This is a genomic window from Paenibacillus apii (assembly GCF_011043685.1).
Taxonomy (GTDB): Bacteria; Bacillota; Bacilli; order Paenibacillales; family Paenibacillaceae; genus Paenibacillus_AQ; species Paenibacillus_AQ sabinae.
The window spans coordinates 20,845-36,885 of sequence record NZ_JAAKGU010000002.1; the positions used below are offsets into that span (position 1 = coordinate 20,845).

Consider the following 16,041-nt stretch of genomic DNA (forward strand, 5'->3'; position numbering starts at 1 on the left):
TCGAGGTGAAATAAGTGTCCAAAATTATTGCCATAGCAAATCAAAAAGGCGGTGTCGGTAAAACAACGACTTCTGTAAACCTGGGTGCCGGTTTGGCTACTTTGGGCAAAAGGGTACTGCTTGTTGACATTGACCCACAGGGAAACACCACAAGCGGTGTTGGCATAAACAAAGCAGATGTGGAAAACTGCATTTATAACATTTTGATTGACGAAATTGCCCCGCATGAAGCCATCCTGGAGACGAAGATCGACGGTCTGCATATTATCCCGGCAACGATTCAATTGGCAGGTGCGGAAATTGAATTGGTATCCACCATTTCCAGAGAGCTGCGGCTAAAGAAGGCGCTCGGACTGGTGAAACAGCAATATGATTACATTATTATTGATTGCCCGCCATCTTTGGGTATTCTTACCATCAATTCACTGACAGCGGCGGATTCGGTTATCATTCCGATTCAATGCGAGTATTATGCGCTTGAAGGCTTGAGTCAGCTGTTGAATACCGTTAGACTGGTTCAGAAAAACTTGAATCCTCATTTAAGAATTGAAGGCGTCCTTCTGACAATGCTGGATGCGCGGACCAATCTGGGCATTCAGGTCATTGAAGAAGTTAAAAAATATTTTCAGGAAAAAGTGTATCGGACGATTATCCCTCGCAACATTAGACTGAGTGAAGCCCCATCTCATGGACAATCCATTATTACTTACGATCCGCGTTCCAAGGGAGCGGAAGTGTATACCGAGTTGGCAAAGGAAGTGGTTTCTTATGAGTAAGCGTTTGGGAAAAGGATTGGATGCCTTAATCCCTTCCTTGTCCATTAACGAAGACGATAAAGTAGTCGAAATCCCTCTTTCTCAGCTGCGTGCCAATCCTTACCAGCCGCGTAAAGATTTTAATGAAGAGAGCATTCAGGAATTGGCCGAATCCATTCGTCAGCATGGTGTGATTCAGCCGATCATTGTACGCAGTGTCGTTAAAGGATATGAAATTATTGCCGGTGAACGCCGATTCCGCGCATCCCAATACTGCGGCAAAGCAACGATTCCGGCGGTGGTTCGCAGCTTTACCGACCAGCAGGTTATGGAAATTGCATTGATTGAAAATCTGCAGCGCGAAAATTTGAATGCCATGGAAGTGGCTGTAGCCTATCAGGGCCTGATGGATCAGTTCTCACTTACACAAGAAGAGCTTTCTTTAAAGGTCGGTAAATCACGCTCTCATATTGCGAATTTCCTGCGGTTGTTGACGCTACCGGAAGAAGTGAAGGATTTTGTTTCACGTGGAACAATTTCCATGGGGCATGCGCGGGCGATTGTCGGATTGAAGGAGCCGGAGTTGATCAAGCAGTTGGCACGGCAATGTGTCGATCAGCAATGGAGTGTAAGAGAGCTGGAAGAAGCGGTGAAAAATTTGGATCGCAAACCGGCGGGGGCAGCCAAAGCTAAAACGGTTAAACGCGATCCCTACATTGATAGTGTGGAAGAAACTTTGCGGGAACGATTCAAAACAACCGTTAAGATTAAACAGGGGAAAGATAAAGGGAAGATTGAGTTGAACTATTACAGTGCTCAGGATTTGGAACGCCTCCTAGAACTGCTCGGAAATTAATCAAGCACATGGAAAACATATCCTGGTCTATCCGAAAAGGATAACAATGGATATGTTTTTTGCACGAAAAAGCGGATGCTATGAAAAAGGGGGCTTGAAATTGAAGGAGCTTGTCTATTTGGATCATGCGGCGACCTCGTGGCCAAAGCCGCATGAAGTTGTGCAAGCGATGATGGATGCACTGCAGCATGCGGGAGCCAATGCCGGAAGAGGGAATCACTCTATGGCAATCGGTACAGGGAGAATGTTAATCCGTGCACGGGCGGCGCTGGCAGAACTGTTCGCGGTCGCCAATGCTCAGGATATCGCGTTTACACATAATACAACCATGTCACTTAATATGGCCATTCAAGGGACGCTTCGCGAAGGGGATCATGTCATCTCTACCATGACGGAACATAATTCGGTTCGGCGCCCTTTAGAGTATCTGCGGAGAACAAAAGGCATTGAAGTTGATTATTTGAAAGTGGACGCGGAAGGGCAGCTGGATCTGCGGGAACTGGAGCAGACATTCAAGAGCAACACCCAAATGGTCATTTGTAGCCATAGCTCCAATCTGCTCGGAAGCATACTGCCCATTGGCGAGATCGGGGGGATTGCCAAGAGACATGGAGCTGTGTTCCTGGTTGATGCCGCCCAAAGTGCCGGCTCGGTGGATATTGATGTAAAACAGATGAATATCGATCTTCTTGCCTTTCCCGGGCATAAAGGCCTGCTTGGGCCGCAGGGAACAGGAGGGTTGTATATTTCGCCTGATCTGGACTTGGAGCCGCTAATGCATGGGGGAACGGGCAGTCAGTCGGAGTATAGCGAGCAGCCAAATGTAAGACCGGACAAATATGAAGCGGGAACGCAAAATACAGTAGGGATCGCGGGATTGCTTGCCGGCGTTCAAAAAGTGAAGTCGCTGGGTACGGAATATATACGGTCGCATGAATGGGGCCTGATCCAAACCTTAATGGAGGGGATGGAGAGCATTCCCGGCATAAGATTTTTGGGCCCGTCTATAGGCGCTCCTCGCACAGGACTTCTGTCTTTTGTTATTGAGGGGGAAGAATCGGCGCAAATCGCCCACCGTCTGGACCGGGAATACGGCATTGCGGTAAGAGCCGGGATGCACTGCACGCCGCTGGCGCATAAATCCGCTGGCACGATTGAGAGCGGCGCGGTGCGGGCGAGTGTAGGTGTGGATACGACCGAAGAGGATGTCGGTATGATGCTGCATGCCATGAGGGAGCTTTACGGCAAGCGGTGAAGCAGATAAAGAAAAAGGACGGTCTTATCGATGTCAGAAATGAATCAATTTATAAGCGATCAGCTGCAGTGGCTGATACCGGGGTTAGCCATTTTGCTGTTGATCATACTCATTATCGTTCTTGTTCAAGGCAGTAAATTACGGTCCATGCGGCGTAAATATGATGCCATGATGTCGGGAACCGGAATCGACGATTTGGAAAGCCTGCTGATTGATTTGAAAAATCAGAACGAAATGCTGGAAGAGGTTCAACAGGCGCAAAAGACCGGACTGGAAGCACTGCAGCTCAAAGTGAAAGGTTTGCAGGGGCGAGTAGCCCTGAAACGGTATAACGCCTTTGGAGAGCGGGGGAATGACCTCAGCTTCTCAATGGCTGCTGTTGATGAACGCGGAAACGGCATAGTTATCACCAGCCTGCACAGCCGGGACAACTCTTATATCTATGCTAAGCCATTAAAAGAGGGAGAGTCGCAGTACCCGCTGTCCCCAGAAGAGAAGGAAGTTACTACTCAAGCGCTGCAGCGGACCTAGAATGGGTATGCCACTGCTTCAGAGCGGAAAAGAGACTGGAAGCGATAATCTCGGATAACCGCATGACCAGGCTGAGCCGTGTGTTCTGCAGAACGAAATATTCCATAAAGCCGCCGACGTTAACGATGCCCGTCAAATGGATATCGCCTACCGGCGGCAATTGTTTGTTTACGCCCGCTCCGGGGCGCAAAGGGCCTTCAACGACCTGGATAGAGCCGACGCTTGTTGAATGTCCGAGACAGGCATCTATGCCTATGACATAGGGCTCCTGATGCTGCTCCCGGATAAGGCCGAGTGTCTCCTCCAGATTAACCGCATGTACCGGGTTGTCAAGTGTTCCATACAAGGTGAACAGCGGGCTGTGATATCGCGACAGAGCGGTGCCAACGAGGGGGCCTAAGGCGTCGCCAGTCGAACGGTCAGTGCCAATACAGACAACCACAATCTGAGATCCTGGACGCACGCGGGAAAAGTGGAATAACAGACGATGGATGATCGCAGAATAGATTTCAGGGTCAGCATGTGATATTTTTAAACAAGACATCTCTTGCAATGGCACTGGATTAGAGGAATAATACATATAATCTTCCTTTCCCCGACGTTTCTATTTGATGTTAATTAGTATATGGATAGAGAGACCGTTTTATACTTCAGGAAGAAGAGATAAGACCTGAAGCCTAAGAGGAGAGTGACCTATGAACGAGGAGCTGCTGATCGCGTTTGACTCGACGCAGCAGGCGCTTCGCGCCGAGATGCTGCTGGAGTACGCAGAAATCGAAATTGATATATGCCCAACGCCAAAAGAGATTACAGCGGGCTGCGCCATGTCGATTCAGTTTTTTCGCAGTGCGCTGGAAGAGGTGGATAAGATCATTGATGAGCAAAATATCGAAATTCGCGGCATTTACGGCAAAGATGAACAAACCGGCTCTTATCAATTGATTACGACGTGAGGAGGAGGAATCTATGAGTCATCGGGCGGGATGGCTGCTGAATGGCGACACCCCGATAGAGACTATGGGGCAAGCGGTGGATCAGGCGGTTCAATTCAAAGATAAAGTATGGAACTGGTTAACGGATGCCGATATGTGGGCCAATGTTTTGTTTTCGGGGCTGCGTATTATTTTTATATTCATCTTGACGCGCATTATCATAAGTGTGGTGTACCGGATCATCGACCGGTCATTGGAACGAAAGACGAGTAGGGGGCTGCTCGCGAACACGCGTCGCCTCTCAACTGTCGGCGAATTGCTGAAGAACACAGTAACTATTGTTTGCAATTTTATTATGATTCTGATTATTTTATCAGAGTTTCATTTTGAGCTGGGTCCACTGCTGGCAAGCGCGAGTGTGCTCGGTCTCGCTATCGGTTTTGGGGCGCAAAGCTTGGTTAAAGATGTGATTACCGGCTTTTTCATTATTCTGGAGGATCAATTTGCGGTAGGCGATGTCATTTCGACCGGCGGATTCAAGGGCACTGTGGAAGTCATCGGGCTTCGAACGACTAAGATCCTTGGAAGCAGCGGTGAAATATACATTATTCCAAACGGAACCATAGCGAATGTGACGAATTTCTCGATGGCTAACGCTTTGGCGATAGTCGATGTTCCGGTAAAAATTGAGCGGAGCCTGGAAGAAACGCTGGGCCTTATCCGTCAGGCGCTTCAGGGGATCGAGGAACGCAATCAGAATGTCGTGGCTTTTCCGAATGTTCTGGGGATTCAATCGATGACCACCTCCGAGTATGTCGTCAGGGTAACAGCCCATACGTTGCCTAATATGAGGGAAGCTGCGCAGCGCCAAATTCAGAGCGACATTAAAAAAGCGCTGGAGCAGCTGGAACTAAGGGAAGCCGAACGGGCTGCAAAAGAAAAAGCTGAGGCTGAAGGCAAAGCACAGGCGGAAGTAGAGGCAGAAGCTGAGGCAGAAGCGTTAGCGGACAAGGAAGCGTCTTTGCGAAAGCCGGAACAGCAGGAAGCGCGCCGGACGGCGGCAACGGGCATCCGGGAGCAGGCGGCGGGAAAGGTTAAAGAAGAAGGGGAGGAGCCAGATGGAACGTAAAAGCTTTCAGCTGGGAGATATCGTGCAGATGAAAAAGCCCCATCCATGCGGAACGAATGAAATGGAAATCATCCGCATGGGGATGGATATCCGAATCAAGTGTACGGGCTGCCAGCATAGTGTACTGATTCCCCGGGCCAAATTTGAGAAAAATTTAAAAAAAGTGATTCGTTCCGCGGACAGCACAGTGGAAAATAATTGAACTTGCCATTCTCCTATTAGCATGATACAATAAATCTTGCTGCGGAGAGGTACCCAAGAGGCCCAAGGGGGCTGACTCGAAATCAGCTAGGCGTGTCAAAGCGTGCGTGGGTTCGAATCCCACCCTCTCCGCCACCAAAGCACATAACGATAACGAATGAAACGAACCTTCTGCCTGAATAGGCGGGAGGTTTTTTTGTATTGATTATTTGTGAATTTTGGAGTTTCCTTATCTGAGTAATTTTGGTAGCTTGAAAATAGGAAAAGGAACGTGCCTGACACCGGATGAGGGGCCGGGACAATGTATTATGGGAGGGAATGCAGTTGCAGCATCACATATTATTGGTAGAAGATGATGAAGCCATCAGCGAGATGGTCCGCTCGTATTTGGTGAAAGAGGGCTACCAAGTGGAAAGCGCCTTTGATGGGGAGGCGGCGGAACAGGCTTTTCGCCATAAAGGACCGTTTGACCTTGTACTGCTTGACCAGATGCTTCCGCAGCGCAGCGGCATGGACATTCTTCAGTGCATTCGCAAATCCAGTCTGGTGCCTGTGCTGATTGTGTCCGCGAAGGATACGGATGTCGACAAAGCTCTTGGACTCGGCTTTGGAGCGGATGACTATATCAGCAAGCCGTTCTCCATGATCGAGCTTGCGGCGCGGGTGAAGGCGGCCATCCGCCGGGCTGAGTATGCCACGGGCCGCAGCCCATCCGGGGAAACTCCTGATAAGAAAGCAAGCGTAACTCTGGGCGGACTGACTGTTGATTTGAATAACTTTTCGGTGCTGAAGAATGGGGGAGAGGTGAAGCTGACGGCCAAGGAATTTCATATCCTGAAGCTGTTTATGACCCATCCGGGCCGGGTGTTCACCAAAGCTCAGATTTACGGAATGGTATGGGAAGAAGAATATTACGGCGATGAAAACGTGATTAACGTACATATGAGAAGACTGCGGGAAAAGATTGAGGACGACCCCTCCCATCCCGAGTTTATCAAAACACTTTGGGGCATCGGGTATAAGCTTGGAGAATCCGTATAATGACCGCCGTGCTGGGAGCTGTGATCGGTCTGCTTCTATTGTGTCTTGCCATGCAGTACCGGAGGTCTCGCCGTGATTCTCTCCAGCTAAAATATATTCATGAGAAGCTAAACGACATCCTTTCACGGAATTCCCGGGAACGGCTTCTGTTATTCAGCAGCTCTCCTGAGCTGAGGATGCTGCTTACCGATATGAACCGGCTGCTGGATACCAACCATGAGGGCATTGCCCGGAGAAATAAACTGGAGAAATCCATGCGCCAGATGCTGGCGAATGTTTCGCACGATCTGAAGACCCCGCTGACCGTCGTTCTCGGGTACATCGAAACGCTGCTGCAGGACCGGGATATGAATGCGGAAGAACGGGAGCGGCTTTTGAAGACGATACACCGGAAGGCTGAAGAGGTGATCACGCTGATGAACACCTTTTTTGATTTAGCCAAGCTGGAGTCCGGAGACCGGGAGCTTCCGCTGTCACGGGTGGAGGCTGGGGAGGTGTGCCGGAGAAATATTTTGGCTTTCTATGATACGTTGAGCGCCAAGGGAACGGAAGTCGTCATCGAAATCCCCGATGAGCCCTGTTACATAAGGGGAAATGAGGAGGCTCTGGACCGGATTATGTCTAATCTGCTGTCCAATGCAATCACATACGGGGCTGGCGGAGGGGTACTGGGGTTAAAGCTGTATAAAGATAAGAATACCGTATACATTGAAGTCTGGGACCGGGGGAAGGGAATCTCTGCGGATCATCAGGATAAAGTGTTCGAGCGTCTGTACACGCTTGAGGATTCAAGGAACCGGGTGTACCAGGGAAGCGGCCTTGGGCTGACGATCACGAAACGGTTGACGGAGCAGATGAACGGCAAGATTACGCTGGTTAGCCAGCCTTTTGTAAGAACAGCTTTTACGGCGGCTTTTCCCAGAATAAACTTTTGAAACCGGCGGATGGGTGTCCGGAAATGTCGCTCGCAATGCCTTCGTATTAAGATTTTTGTAAGAATCCGTTAATAAAAAAGAATATTCTCCCCGGTACAATAAATACCAGGAACTGATGATAAGGAGGCAGCGGGAATGTCGACCATTCTGCGGACACGGAACTTAACCAAAGTGTACAAAGGAAACAAGAGCGTAAGCAGCGTAAACATGAACATTAAGCAAGGTGAAATCTACGGCTTTCTGGGACCGAACGGGGCGGGCAAAACTACCGTGATGAAGATGATTACGAATCTGGTGAAGCCGACGGAAGGCGAAATTGAGTTCTTCGGTGAAAAGATGACCAGCCGCTCTTACGAGATGCTGAAACGAATGGGCAGCATTATTGAATACCCGGTATTCTACGAAAAGCTGACCGCGCGGGAAAATCTGCTGCTGCACGGAGAATATATGGGTTTCTACAACCGGCAGGCGATTAACGATGTGATGGATCTGGTGAAGCTCACTGGGGTCGACAAGAAGCCGGTAAAAGAGTTCTCTCTCGGCATGAAGCAGCGTCTGGGGATTGCCAGAGCCGTGATGACCAAGCCCGAACTGCTGATTCTGGATGAGCCGATTAACGGATTGGACCCCGTTGGCATTAAGGAACTTCGCGAATTGTTTCAAATGCTCAGCCGCGAGTACGGAATGACACTGCTCATTTCCAGTCATATCCTCGGGGAAATTGAACAGATCGCCGATACAATCGGCGTCATTCGTGAAGGTATCCTGCTGGAAGAGGTCGCAATGGAAACGATCCGCAGACAGAATGCGGAATACATTGAGCTTGTGACAAGCTCAGTCCGCCAAGCGGTTTATGTGCTGGAAGAGAAACTGCGCCTGACCAATTTCAAGCTGATGGATTTCTGTACCATCCGGATATATGATGAGGGCGTTTCGCAGCATGAACTGAATAAGGCGCTGATTATGGAGAACGTAGAGGTAGAGAGTATTAGTAAGAGCAAAACGACGCTGGAAGATCATTTCATGAGCTTGATTGGGGGGAAGGGCATTGCTTAAGCTGATTTCGCTGGAAATGCGCAAATATAAGCTGGCTGGGCTACTGAAAGGCGTGCTCATTACCAACCTGGCCATTCTGGCCTTCATGATTTTGCTTGTGTTCTTTGACCAGACTGAATTTATAACCTATCCCGAAGTGTTTGAGGCGTTAAATCTCTTTGTAAGGTCTTCATTCATCGTCTATGCTTCCGTCTTGCTTGGCCGGTTGGTGATTGACGAATATAAGAATCAAACCATTAAGCTGCTATTTACGTATCCCATTTCGCGAATGAATCTGATGTATGCGAAATTAATGATCGTGTTCCTGTTCACGCTGATTAATATAATTGTATCGGTCGCCGCACTGGGTGCCATCCTGGTCGGTATAAACGGCTTCGTCAACGAAATTCCCGGCGAAATTACCAGAAGCTTGCTGATCTCGATGGTGCTCCATACTGCAACCAGCGCCGTATATGCGGCGGGTATAGCCTTGATCCCTTTATTTGTAGGTATGCGCAAAAAATCGGTCCCGGCAACGATCGTGAGCGGAGTGCTGGTTTCAGCGATCATCTCTTCCGACTTCGGCGGCTTCCGGCTGGGAAATTATTCGTTCGTATCGGTATCCCTCGGACTGCTGGGAATAGCAATCGCGTACCAATCCATCCGCAGGGTGGAACGGGACGATATTGACTGAAGGCAGGAAGCATGAAGCCGCCGAAGGCTGGTGGGATGCTTTTTCAACAGCAGGCTTGCCGGAAGGGATTCATTTATGTTATGATAATGGAAGTGTATTTAATGTGCAGTGGAGAGGTACCCAAGAGGCCCAAGGGGGCTGACTCGAAATCAGCTAGGCGTGTCAAAGCGTGCGTGGGTTCGAATCCCACCTTCTCCGCCACTACCTTAATAACAGCTAACGACAATCCTTCGTCCACCTGGCGGAGGATTTTTTGCGCACCATAACAGGTTGTGGTTTTTGACGGACAGAAGGGCATAGCTATTTCGCTGACGTTCCTTTTGGCCCATAAGAAAAACTCCTATCGGAGCCTATCGAAGATGTTGCCGCATCCCTCTTTAGCGGTTGTTTTTCTTTCAATATCAGGAAGTCTGGTCTTGGAAGTTTATACTTTCTGATATTATAACAAAGAAGGACCCTTTCGGGCCCTTCCAGAGGCAGCACTTGAATGATTTTGGAAATCTTCTGTAAAAAGCTCCTAAAGCGAGTCAGGACTACCAAGGCTGTTGTCTTTTACGACTTGGCTCTCAGCGTGATCCTTTGCCAACAATAGTGGCTGAAACAGAGTTCCTGTGATTGTGTTCGACTACATTGTCCAACGGAACCACACCTCTCTCTTGTGCTGCCTGATTATATTATGGGTCAGGGCAACTCGAATTATACATTATTGTTAAAAAAATTAATGCACGCGCGCTTTCTCGACCTTTTTCCACTTGCGGTTTTTGTTGGTCGTCTCCGGGAAAGTGTCGCCTTTCTTCATTTTAATCGACTTCGGGTTCTGAATCTCCGTATGAAAGCTTCGCGCCTCGCCTACCTCCGTATAAATTCCGGGATTTGGTGCCTTTTGGCCTTCTTCAAATTCGGTCTGCTCACCCATGCTGTTCCCTCCTTTCGGCCTTAAAAATGGATTACCGTCCTATTGTGCGCACAGCGCTGCGGCTTCATGTACCGAAGGAAAGTCCATAATCAGACAGAATATAAGGGAAGAAAGGTTGCAACGTGTATTCAAATTTGGTATATTATTATAGTTCGAGTTTGTGCTCGATCCTTGCTCCTGACCTGATCAGGGGCCTTAGACCATAAGGAGGTGAAAGTTATGCGCAAATACGAAGTGATGTACATTATTCGTCCTGACGTTGAACAAGAAGCTGTTCAAGCAGCAGTCGAAAAATTCCAAGGCATCATCTCCAACGGCGGAGAAATTACGAAGCACGATGTGCAGGGTAAGAAACGTCTTGCGTATGAGATCAAGAAATTCCGTGATGGCGTTTATGTTCTGGTTAACTTCAATGCAGAGCCTGCAGTCGTTACCGAGCTGGAACGTATCATGAAGATTTCCGACGAAGTTATTCGTTATCTCATCACGAACGATGTTGCCTAAGAGCACGGCGTTCGCTTGGTAAGGAAATCGCTCCAAGGAGGGGACCCAAATGTTGAACCGTGTCATACTGATCGGCCGATTGACCCGCGATCCTGAGCTGCGCTATACGCCTCAAGGCGTTGCCGTAACCCAGTTTACGCTTGCCGTAGACCGGCCTTTTACAAGCCAGGGCGGCGAACGTGAAGCGGATTTCATTCCGGTCGTTACCTGGAGACAGCTGGCGGAGACCTGTGCCAATTATTTGCGCAAAGGTCGGCTGACGGCGGTAGAGGGCCGTATTCAAGTCCGGAATTACGAGAATAACGAAGGCAAGCGTGTATACGTAACCGAAGTTATTGCCGATAATGTCCGGTTTCTGGAATCTTCCCAGAGCCGTGAGGGCGGAAACGCATCCGGCGGGGGGGATATGCCCGAGCCACCTTCATACGGCGGCGGCGGACGCGGAAACAGCGGAAATAGCGGTTTCTCGCGCAACAATAATCAGGATCCCTTTTCGGGCGACGGTAAGCCGATTGATATATCGGATGATGATTTGCCATTTTAATAAGGAAGGACTGAAAAGACGATGGCTTTTAAACAAAGAGAAGGCGGAGACAACGACAAGAGACCTCCACGCCGTGGCGGCCGCAACAAACGTCGTAAAGTATGCTTCTTCACTGTGAATAAAATTACTCACATTGATTATAAAGATACCGAACTGCTGAAGAAATTCATCAGTGAGCGCGGTAAAATTTTGCCTCGCCGTGTAACGGGTACGAGCGCAAAATACCAACGCGCTCTGACGATCGCTGTCAAACGCGCGCGTCAAATCGCACTGCTGCCTTACACTACGGAGTAAGACAAGCTTTAAAGACAGCCGGTCATCCGGCTGTCTTTTTAATTACGATCTCTTTTTCAGCGGTGAATGAGTTGGTTCTGAATGGAGCCGTTCGCGGATTGACGAAGCCGGAAAAATATAGTAAGTTTAAACCATCCTACAACGAAGGGGAAATTTTGATGTCGGTGAGCGTTCTTAACTAAGCAATTTCATATCACCTTTCAGGTCTGGCAGACCGCTGCTCTTTTGCTTGCTTTAAGCGCATGCTTATTTAGGTGTGCTGCGTAAGCGTAAGTTAGCATTATCTTTTGACAGGGCGAAGCTGTGCCTGGGGTGAATGATTTAGTTAAGAACACGCGACGCGTCAACATCGCCTCTTTACGGCTGTTATCCCGTCAACGCAAACGAACCGTGCTCTTGCAGCGCGGTTTTTTTGTTTATTCCACAAAAAGAGCCGATAAGGCTCCCGGAGACAGGGACCAGTGTAAAGATTAGGGCAAGGAATGCGCTGTGGCATTCTTTGCCCTTTTTTGCGTTGCGGGGGAACGGTAGGACGATAAACGACGACCAATGAGGAGGAAAGAACATGCATTTACTAAGCCGGGAAACGCTCGAATACAATCGGATTAAGAAAGAAGTGGAACGTTATGCCGTCTCCTATGCCGGAAGGTCGCTCATTCGGGAGCTTGCCCCGATGACTGAACCTACGGCTGTGCAGAGAGCGGTGCAAGAGACGGCGGAGGCCAAGGAACTATTAATGAGAGGATCGAGTGTGCCGATACCTTCATTAGAGGGGATTGAATGGGTGATGTCGCTGCTCGGGACGGGATATCTGTTCAATGAGCAGGATTTTACCGCGGTGAGCGTATTCCTGAACAGCTGCTCCCAGCTGCGCAAGTATATGGCTTCCAAAGATGCGTCGCTAAGAATCGGAGCGTATGCCGCCTCGCTGATGGAGCTGAAGACGGTGAAAGAGGAGATCGAGCGCTGCATCCGGTTCGGCGTCATTGACGACGGAGCAAGCAAGGGACTGGAGAAGGTGCGCAAACGTCTGAGAGTAACGAAGGAGCGGCTGCTGAAGAAAATCGAGAGTGTCATGTCGCGGCATCAGTCCATTTTGCAGGAGAGTCTGTACAGCATGCGGGGAGGTCGATATGTAATTCCGGTCAAGCGCGAGTACCATAAGCAGGTCAAGGGTTCGGTGCTCGATCAGTCCACCAGCGGTCAGACGGTGTATGTGGAGCCGGAGGAGGTCGCCGCTTTGCAGGGAGAACTGGAGATGCTAACAAGCGAGGAGGCCCGGGAAGAGGGGATCATCTTAAGCATGCTGACCGGACTGATCGAAAGGGAGCAGGAAGCCCTGAAGCTGAATATTGAAATTACGGGCGTGTACGATTTTATTTTTGCCAAGGCCAAATATGCCGCCCAGACAGGGGCGCAAGCGGTAACGTTCAACAACCGGGGATATATGCGGCTTCTCGGAGGCAAGCACCCGCTGCTTGAAGGCATGATTCCGATTGATGTGGAATTCGGCCTGGAGTATAAGTCGCTTGTGATCACCGGTCCGAATACAGGCGGAAAGACGGTTCTGCTGAAGACGGTAGGCCTGCTCACGCTGATGGCCCAATCGGGTCTGCTGATTCCGGCGGATAAAGAGAGCCAGCTTCCGGTATTTTCCGAGGTGATGAGCGTGATCGGGGACGGGCAAAGTCTGACACAGTCGCTGAGCACTTTTTCCGCCCAGATGAAGGGTGTGGATGATATGCTGCGGGCAGCAGGCCGCAATGTGCTGCTGCTGATCGACGAGCTGGCCGCGGGTACGGACCCGGGCGAAGGAATCGCTCTGTCGATCGCCATTTTGGAGGAGCTCAGCCGCAGAGGAGCAAATGTTATCGTCACGACGCATTTTAATGAATTAAAAGTATTTGCCTCGGCAGCGCCGGATTTTCAAAATGCCCGAATGGAGTTTGATCCGGTGACGCTGCGTCCGCTCTATAAGCTGACAATAGGAGAAGCGGGCCACAGCTATGCGCTGCAGATTGCGGAGAAGCTTGGCCTGGATGCAAAGGTCATCGAACGCTCGCGGCAAATTGCCGCCAGCCACCCCCGGAAACCGCTTGCCGAACAAGAGATGCGCCTGTGGTATGATATGGAAGGGAGAAAGGAAGAGAAGGCTACAGCAGGCAGCAGCGCTGCGAAAAAAGAAGCGAAGGTTCATCCGGAGCAGCCGCATGTATTTGAAGTCGGGGACGCGGTCTATGTCACTGCACTGGGCAGGACGGGAATCGTCTACGAGAAACGGGATGCCAGAGGCATGGTGGGCGTCATGGTGCAGAAGCATAAAATGCAGTTTAACCATAAACGCCTGAAGCCGTATTTATCCAAAGAGGAGCTGTACCCGGAAGATTATGATCTGGATATTGTGCTTGAAACGAAGGAGAACCGGAAGAAGCGCCACCTGATGGAGCGCAAGCATGTGGAAGGCTTGATGATTATCAAGGAAAAGGATGAGGAGGAAGGGTCGTAATAAAAGCTATTGACGCAAGTAATATTGCATTGTATGATGTTTGAAATTTTGTGGAATCCAATATTTATTGCATTCGATATTCAAAGTTGGTTTGAATTGACCGATGGTTTATTTATTGACCACTGGATGGGAAAGCGTTCACAGCTAATTTTAACCAGGAGAAGGGAAGGGACCTATGAACAACAGAAAGGTAATCCGGGCACTTGCGCCGCTGCTCTTCGTTGCACTGCTGCTGTCGGGCTGCGGCGGAGCGGATGCTCCGGACAATCGCGGCGGGAGAGAGCCTTCCTCTGTGGCAACCAATGCCGGAGGCGACCCCAAAGCGGGCGGGACGGTAACGTACGGCTTTCCTTCTCCGTTCAAGGGATTATTTGAGCCGGCTTTTTATGAAGGTGAAGATGATTTTCATGTTCTGGAATTTATAACCGAACCGCTGTTTACAGTCAAGGACGATTTGACCACGGCCCCTGGGATCGCAACCTGGGAGGAGTCGCCCGACCATAAGACGTTCACTTTCAAAATCAAGCGGGGCATTCACTGGCAGAACGGCACCGAATTGACCGTGGAGGACTGGAAATTTGCGCTTGAGGTCATTGCCAACCCGGACTATACGGGCCCGCGCTATTACAGTGTGGAAATGATTCAGGGGGCCGAGGATTATCACAACGGGAAAGCGAAGGAGATATCGGGCATCCAGGTTATCGATCCCTATACAATGAAGATTACTGTAACGGCCGCCCGTGTGAACACGATTGATAATCTGTGGGCGTATCCGATGAATAAGAGTTATTTTGCTGGAGTTGCGGTAAAGGATATGCCTAGCAGTGACCAGGTGCGAAAAGCCCCCATCGGCATCGGCCCGTTCAAAGTGAAGCATATTCAGCCGGGGGAATTTGTCGAGCTGACGCGGTTCGACGATTATTACAAGGGCAAGCCGCTCCTAGACCGCGTGCTGTATAAAGTATTCAACGACAAGCTGATTGCAAGCCTGTTTGAGCAGGGGCGGATCGATATCGAGCAGGCGCCGCGGGATGCGTATAAAAGCCTGAAAAAGCTCGATAACATTACGCTGATGCAGACGCCCGATTTGTCTTTTGAGTATATCGGCTTTAAATTCGGGCATTGGGACGGTAAGACCGGGCAGATTGTCATGGATAACCCCAAGTTCTCGGACAAAAGACTGCGGCAGGCAATGTACTATGCCCTTGACCGCCAAGGCATCATTGACGCTTTCTCTTACGGACTCGGTAAGCTGTCGGAAACGCCGATCTCAAGCAAAAGCTGGGCTAAAATTCCGGAGGATCAAATTAACCGGTACCCGTATGACCCGGAAAAGGCCAAGCGGCTGCTGGATGAAGCGGGGTATAAGGACACGGACGGGGATGACTTGCGCGAAGATCCTAAGGGAGCGAAGTTCGTGATTCATTTTGACGGCATGGTCGGCGGCACCAATGACGAACCGCGAACGGAGGCTATTTTGCAGAATTGGCGGGATGTGGGCCTGGATGTCAAGCTGAACGGCGGAGCGCTCAAGGAGATGAACACCTTCTATACGGCGGTCGAAGAGGATGATCCTTCAGTGGAGCTGTTTAACGGTGTCTGGGGATTGTCCAATGATCCCGATCCTACCGGACTGTGGAGAAAGAATGATCTCTGGAACTACCCCCGGTGGTCCTCGGCGGAGAACGAACGGCTCATCCGGGATGGGATAAGTCTGAAAGCGTATGACCGGAAGTACCGCACTCAGGTGTATTATGACTGGCAGAAATTAATCAATGAAGAAGTGCCGATGATATTTGTTGCGGAACGCGAGACCATTACAGCCGTAAACAAACGGCTTCAGGGAGTCAAGGTCAGTACGCTCAGCAACATCATCGAGCCCTATAAGTGGTGGGTAAAAGACGGCAAATAGG

The 16,041-nt window shown here is 49.9% G+C and carries 18 protein-coding genes and 2 tRNA genes; 18 read left to right on the top strand and 2 right to left on the bottom strand.

Translation table 11 applies throughout. The features are described 5' to 3' along the window. The first annotated feature begins 14 nt into the window (after window positions 1-14). The 4 genes from G5B47_RS05940 to G5B47_RS05955 all read left to right on the top strand — a co-directional run bounded on the left by G5B47_RS05940 (window position 15) and on the right by G5B47_RS05955 (window position 3,397). The gene (locus G5B47_RS05940; protein WP_025337159.1) at window positions 15-776 is read left to right on the top strand and encodes a ParA family protein; all 762 of its coding nucleotides are present in this window, start codon (window positions 15-17) and stop codon (window positions 774-776) included. Continuing rightward, the gene (locus G5B47_RS05945; RefSeq protein WP_165095603.1) at window positions 769-1,611 is read left to right on the top strand and encodes a ParB/RepB/Spo0J family partition protein; all 843 of its coding nucleotides are present in this window, start codon (window positions 769-771) and stop codon (window positions 1,609-1,611) included. Before G5B47_RS05940 ends, G5B47_RS05945 begins: the two co-directional genes overlap by 8 nt. A 100-nt stretch (window positions 1,612-1,711) precedes the next feature. Further along, window positions 1,712-2,866, top strand: a complete 1,155-nt coding sequence (locus tag G5B47_RS05950; RefSeq protein ID WP_165095606.1) for an aminotransferase class V-fold PLP-dependent enzyme — start codon at window positions 1,712-1,714, stop codon at window positions 2,864-2,866. A gap of 30 nt (window positions 2,867-2,896) precedes the next feature. After that, window positions 2,897-3,397, top strand: coding sequence for a DUF4446 family protein (locus G5B47_RS05955; RefSeq protein ID WP_165095609.1), 501 nt, complete (start codon window positions 2,897-2,899; stop codon window positions 3,395-3,397). Here G5B47_RS05955 and yyaC read toward each other — a convergent pair. Next, window positions 3,372-3,977, bottom strand: coding sequence for a spore protease YyaC (gene yyaC, locus G5B47_RS05960; protein WP_165095611.1), 606 nt, complete (start codon window positions 3,975-3,977; stop codon window positions 3,372-3,374). The genes G5B47_RS05955 and yyaC overlap by 26 nt on opposite strands. Window positions 3,978-4,092: 115 nt before the next feature. Here yyaC and G5B47_RS05965 point away from each other — a divergent pair, with 115 nt between their 5' ends. From G5B47_RS05965 to G5B47_RS06005, 9 genes are all read left to right on the top strand, one after another. Beyond that, entirely contained in the window at window positions 4,093-4,350 is a 258-nt protein-coding gene (locus G5B47_RS05965; protein WP_165095614.1) for a DUF3343 domain-containing protein, read from the top strand. 64 nt (window positions 4,351-4,414) lie between these two features. Further along, window positions 4,415-5,458, top strand: a complete 1,044-nt coding sequence (locus G5B47_RS05970; RefSeq protein WP_165096611.1) for a mechanosensitive ion channel family protein — start codon at window positions 4,415-4,417, stop codon at window positions 5,456-5,458. Continuing rightward, window positions 5,448-5,660 carry a DUF951 domain-containing protein gene (locus G5B47_RS05975; protein ID WP_165095617.1) on the top strand — a complete coding sequence of 71 codons (213 nt, stop codon included), beginning with the start codon at window positions 5,448-5,450 and terminating at the stop codon, window positions 5,658-5,660. The genes G5B47_RS05970 and G5B47_RS05975 overlap by 11 nt, the downstream gene beginning before the upstream one ends. A 43-nt stretch (window positions 5,661-5,703) precedes the next feature. Next, a tRNA-Ser gene (locus tag G5B47_RS05980) sits at window positions 5,704-5,794 on the top strand. 189 nt (window positions 5,795-5,983) lie between these two features. Continuing rightward, entirely contained in the window at window positions 5,984-6,700 is a 717-nt protein-coding gene (locus G5B47_RS05985; protein ID WP_328804467.1) for a response regulator transcription factor, read from the top strand. Further along, window positions 6,700-7,635 carry a sensor histidine kinase gene (locus tag G5B47_RS05990; protein ID WP_165095623.1) on the top strand — a complete coding sequence of 312 codons (936 nt, stop codon included), beginning with the start codon at window positions 6,700-6,702 and terminating at the stop codon, window positions 7,633-7,635. Before G5B47_RS05985 ends, G5B47_RS05990 begins: the two co-directional genes overlap by 1 nt. 135 nt (window positions 7,636-7,770) lie before the next feature. After that, window positions 7,771-8,691: an ABC transporter ATP-binding protein gene (locus G5B47_RS05995; RefSeq protein WP_165095626.1), complete on the top strand. Its 921-nt coding sequence runs from the start codon at window positions 7,771-7,773 to the stop codon at window positions 8,689-8,691. Continuing rightward, window positions 8,684-9,364, top strand: coding sequence for an ABC transporter permease (locus tag G5B47_RS06000; protein WP_165095628.1), 681 nt, complete (start codon window positions 8,684-8,686; stop codon window positions 9,362-9,364). The genes G5B47_RS05995 and G5B47_RS06000 overlap by 8 nt, the downstream gene beginning before the upstream one ends. A gap of 110 nt (window positions 9,365-9,474) precedes the next feature. Further along, window positions 9,475-9,565, top strand: a tRNA-Ser gene (locus G5B47_RS06005). Window positions 9,566-10,082: 517 nt separating this feature from the next. Here the strand turns inward: G5B47_RS06005 and G5B47_RS06010 are convergent. Further along, window positions 10,083-10,280 (bottom strand): YjzC family protein, encoded by a 198-nt coding sequence (locus tag G5B47_RS06010; protein ID WP_025337148.1) that lies wholly within the window; start codon window positions 10,278-10,280, stop codon window positions 10,083-10,085. A gap of 219 nt (window positions 10,281-10,499) precedes the next feature. On the opposite strand from G5B47_RS06010, the gene rpsF reads away from it, so the two are divergent. From rpsF to opp4A, 5 genes are all read left to right on the top strand, one after another. Continuing rightward, a complete protein-coding gene (rpsF, locus tag G5B47_RS06015) occupies window positions 10,500-10,784 on the top strand; it encodes a 30S ribosomal protein S6 (RefSeq protein ID WP_165095631.1) in 285 nt (94 codons plus the stop codon). A gap of 49 nt (window positions 10,785-10,833) precedes the next feature. Beyond that, entirely contained in the window at window positions 10,834-11,328 is a 495-nt protein-coding gene (gene ssb, locus G5B47_RS06020; RefSeq protein ID WP_165095633.1) for a single-stranded DNA-binding protein, read from the top strand. Window positions 11,329-11,349: 21 nt separating this feature from the next. After that, complete coding sequence (gene rpsR, locus G5B47_RS06025) at window positions 11,350-11,622, top strand: 30S ribosomal protein S18 (protein WP_165095636.1); 273 nt, start codon at window positions 11,350-11,352, stop codon at window positions 11,620-11,622. Window positions 11,623-12,187: 565 nt separating this feature from the next. Then, a complete protein-coding gene (locus G5B47_RS06030; protein ID WP_165095639.1) occupies window positions 12,188-14,128 on the top strand; it encodes an endonuclease MutS2 in 1,941 nt (646 codons plus the stop codon). A 175-nt stretch (window positions 14,129-14,303) separates the two neighbouring features. Further along, window positions 14,304-16,040, top strand: a complete 1,737-nt coding sequence (gene opp4A, locus G5B47_RS06035; protein ID WP_165095641.1) for an oligopeptide ABC transporter substrate-binding protein — start codon at window positions 14,304-14,306, stop codon at window positions 16,038-16,040. Window position 16,041: the final 1 nt, after the last annotated feature.

Excerpts from the sequence above, each read along its gene's own strand:
- G5B47_RS05945 (WP_165095603.1), top strand. The coding sequence starts at position 769 with ATGAGTAAGCGTTTGGGAAAAGGATTGGATGCCTTAATCCCTTCCTTG.
- G5B47_RS05955 (WP_165095609.1), top strand. The coding sequence starts at position 2,897 with ATGTCAGAAATGAATCAATTTATAAGCGATCAGCTGCAGTGGCTGATA.
- yyaC (WP_165095611.1), bottom strand. The coding sequence starts at position 3,977 with ATGTATTATTCCTCTAATCCAGTGCCATTGCAAGAGATGTCTTGTTTA.
- G5B47_RS05965 (WP_165095614.1), top strand. The coding sequence starts at position 4,093 with ATGAACGAGGAGCTGCTGATCGCGTTTGACTCGACGCAGCAGGCGCTT.
- G5B47_RS05970 (WP_165096611.1), top strand. The coding sequence starts at position 4,415 with ATGGGGCAAGCGGTGGATCAGGCGGTTCAATTCAAAGATAAAGTATGG.
- G5B47_RS05975 (WP_165095617.1), top strand. The coding sequence starts at position 5,448 with ATGGAACGTAAAAGCTTTCAGCTGGGAGATATCGTGCAGATGAAAAAG.
- G5B47_RS05990 (WP_165095623.1), top strand. The coding sequence starts at position 6,700 with ATGACCGCCGTGCTGGGAGCTGTGATCGGTCTGCTTCTATTGTGTCTT.
- G5B47_RS05995 (WP_165095626.1), top strand. The coding sequence starts at position 7,771 with ATGTCGACCATTCTGCGGACACGGAACTTAACCAAAGTGTACAAAGGA.
- G5B47_RS06010 (WP_025337148.1), bottom strand. The coding sequence starts at position 10,280 with ATGGGTGAGCAGACCGAATTTGAAGAAGGCCAAAAGGCACCAAATCCC.
- rpsF (WP_165095631.1), top strand. The coding sequence starts at position 10,500 with ATGCGCAAATACGAAGTGATGTACATTATTCGTCCTGACGTTGAACAA.
- ssb (WP_165095633.1), top strand. The coding sequence starts at position 10,834 with ATGTTGAACCGTGTCATACTGATCGGCCGATTGACCCGCGATCCTGAG.
- rpsR (WP_165095636.1), top strand. The coding sequence starts at position 11,350 with ATGGCTTTTAAACAAAGAGAAGGCGGAGACAACGACAAGAGACCTCCA.
- G5B47_RS06030 (WP_165095639.1), top strand. The coding sequence starts at position 12,188 with ATGCATTTACTAAGCCGGGAAACGCTCGAATACAATCGGATTAAGAAA.
- opp4A (WP_165095641.1), top strand. The coding sequence starts at position 14,304 with ATGAACAACAGAAAGGTAATCCGGGCACTTGCGCCGCTGCTCTTCGTT.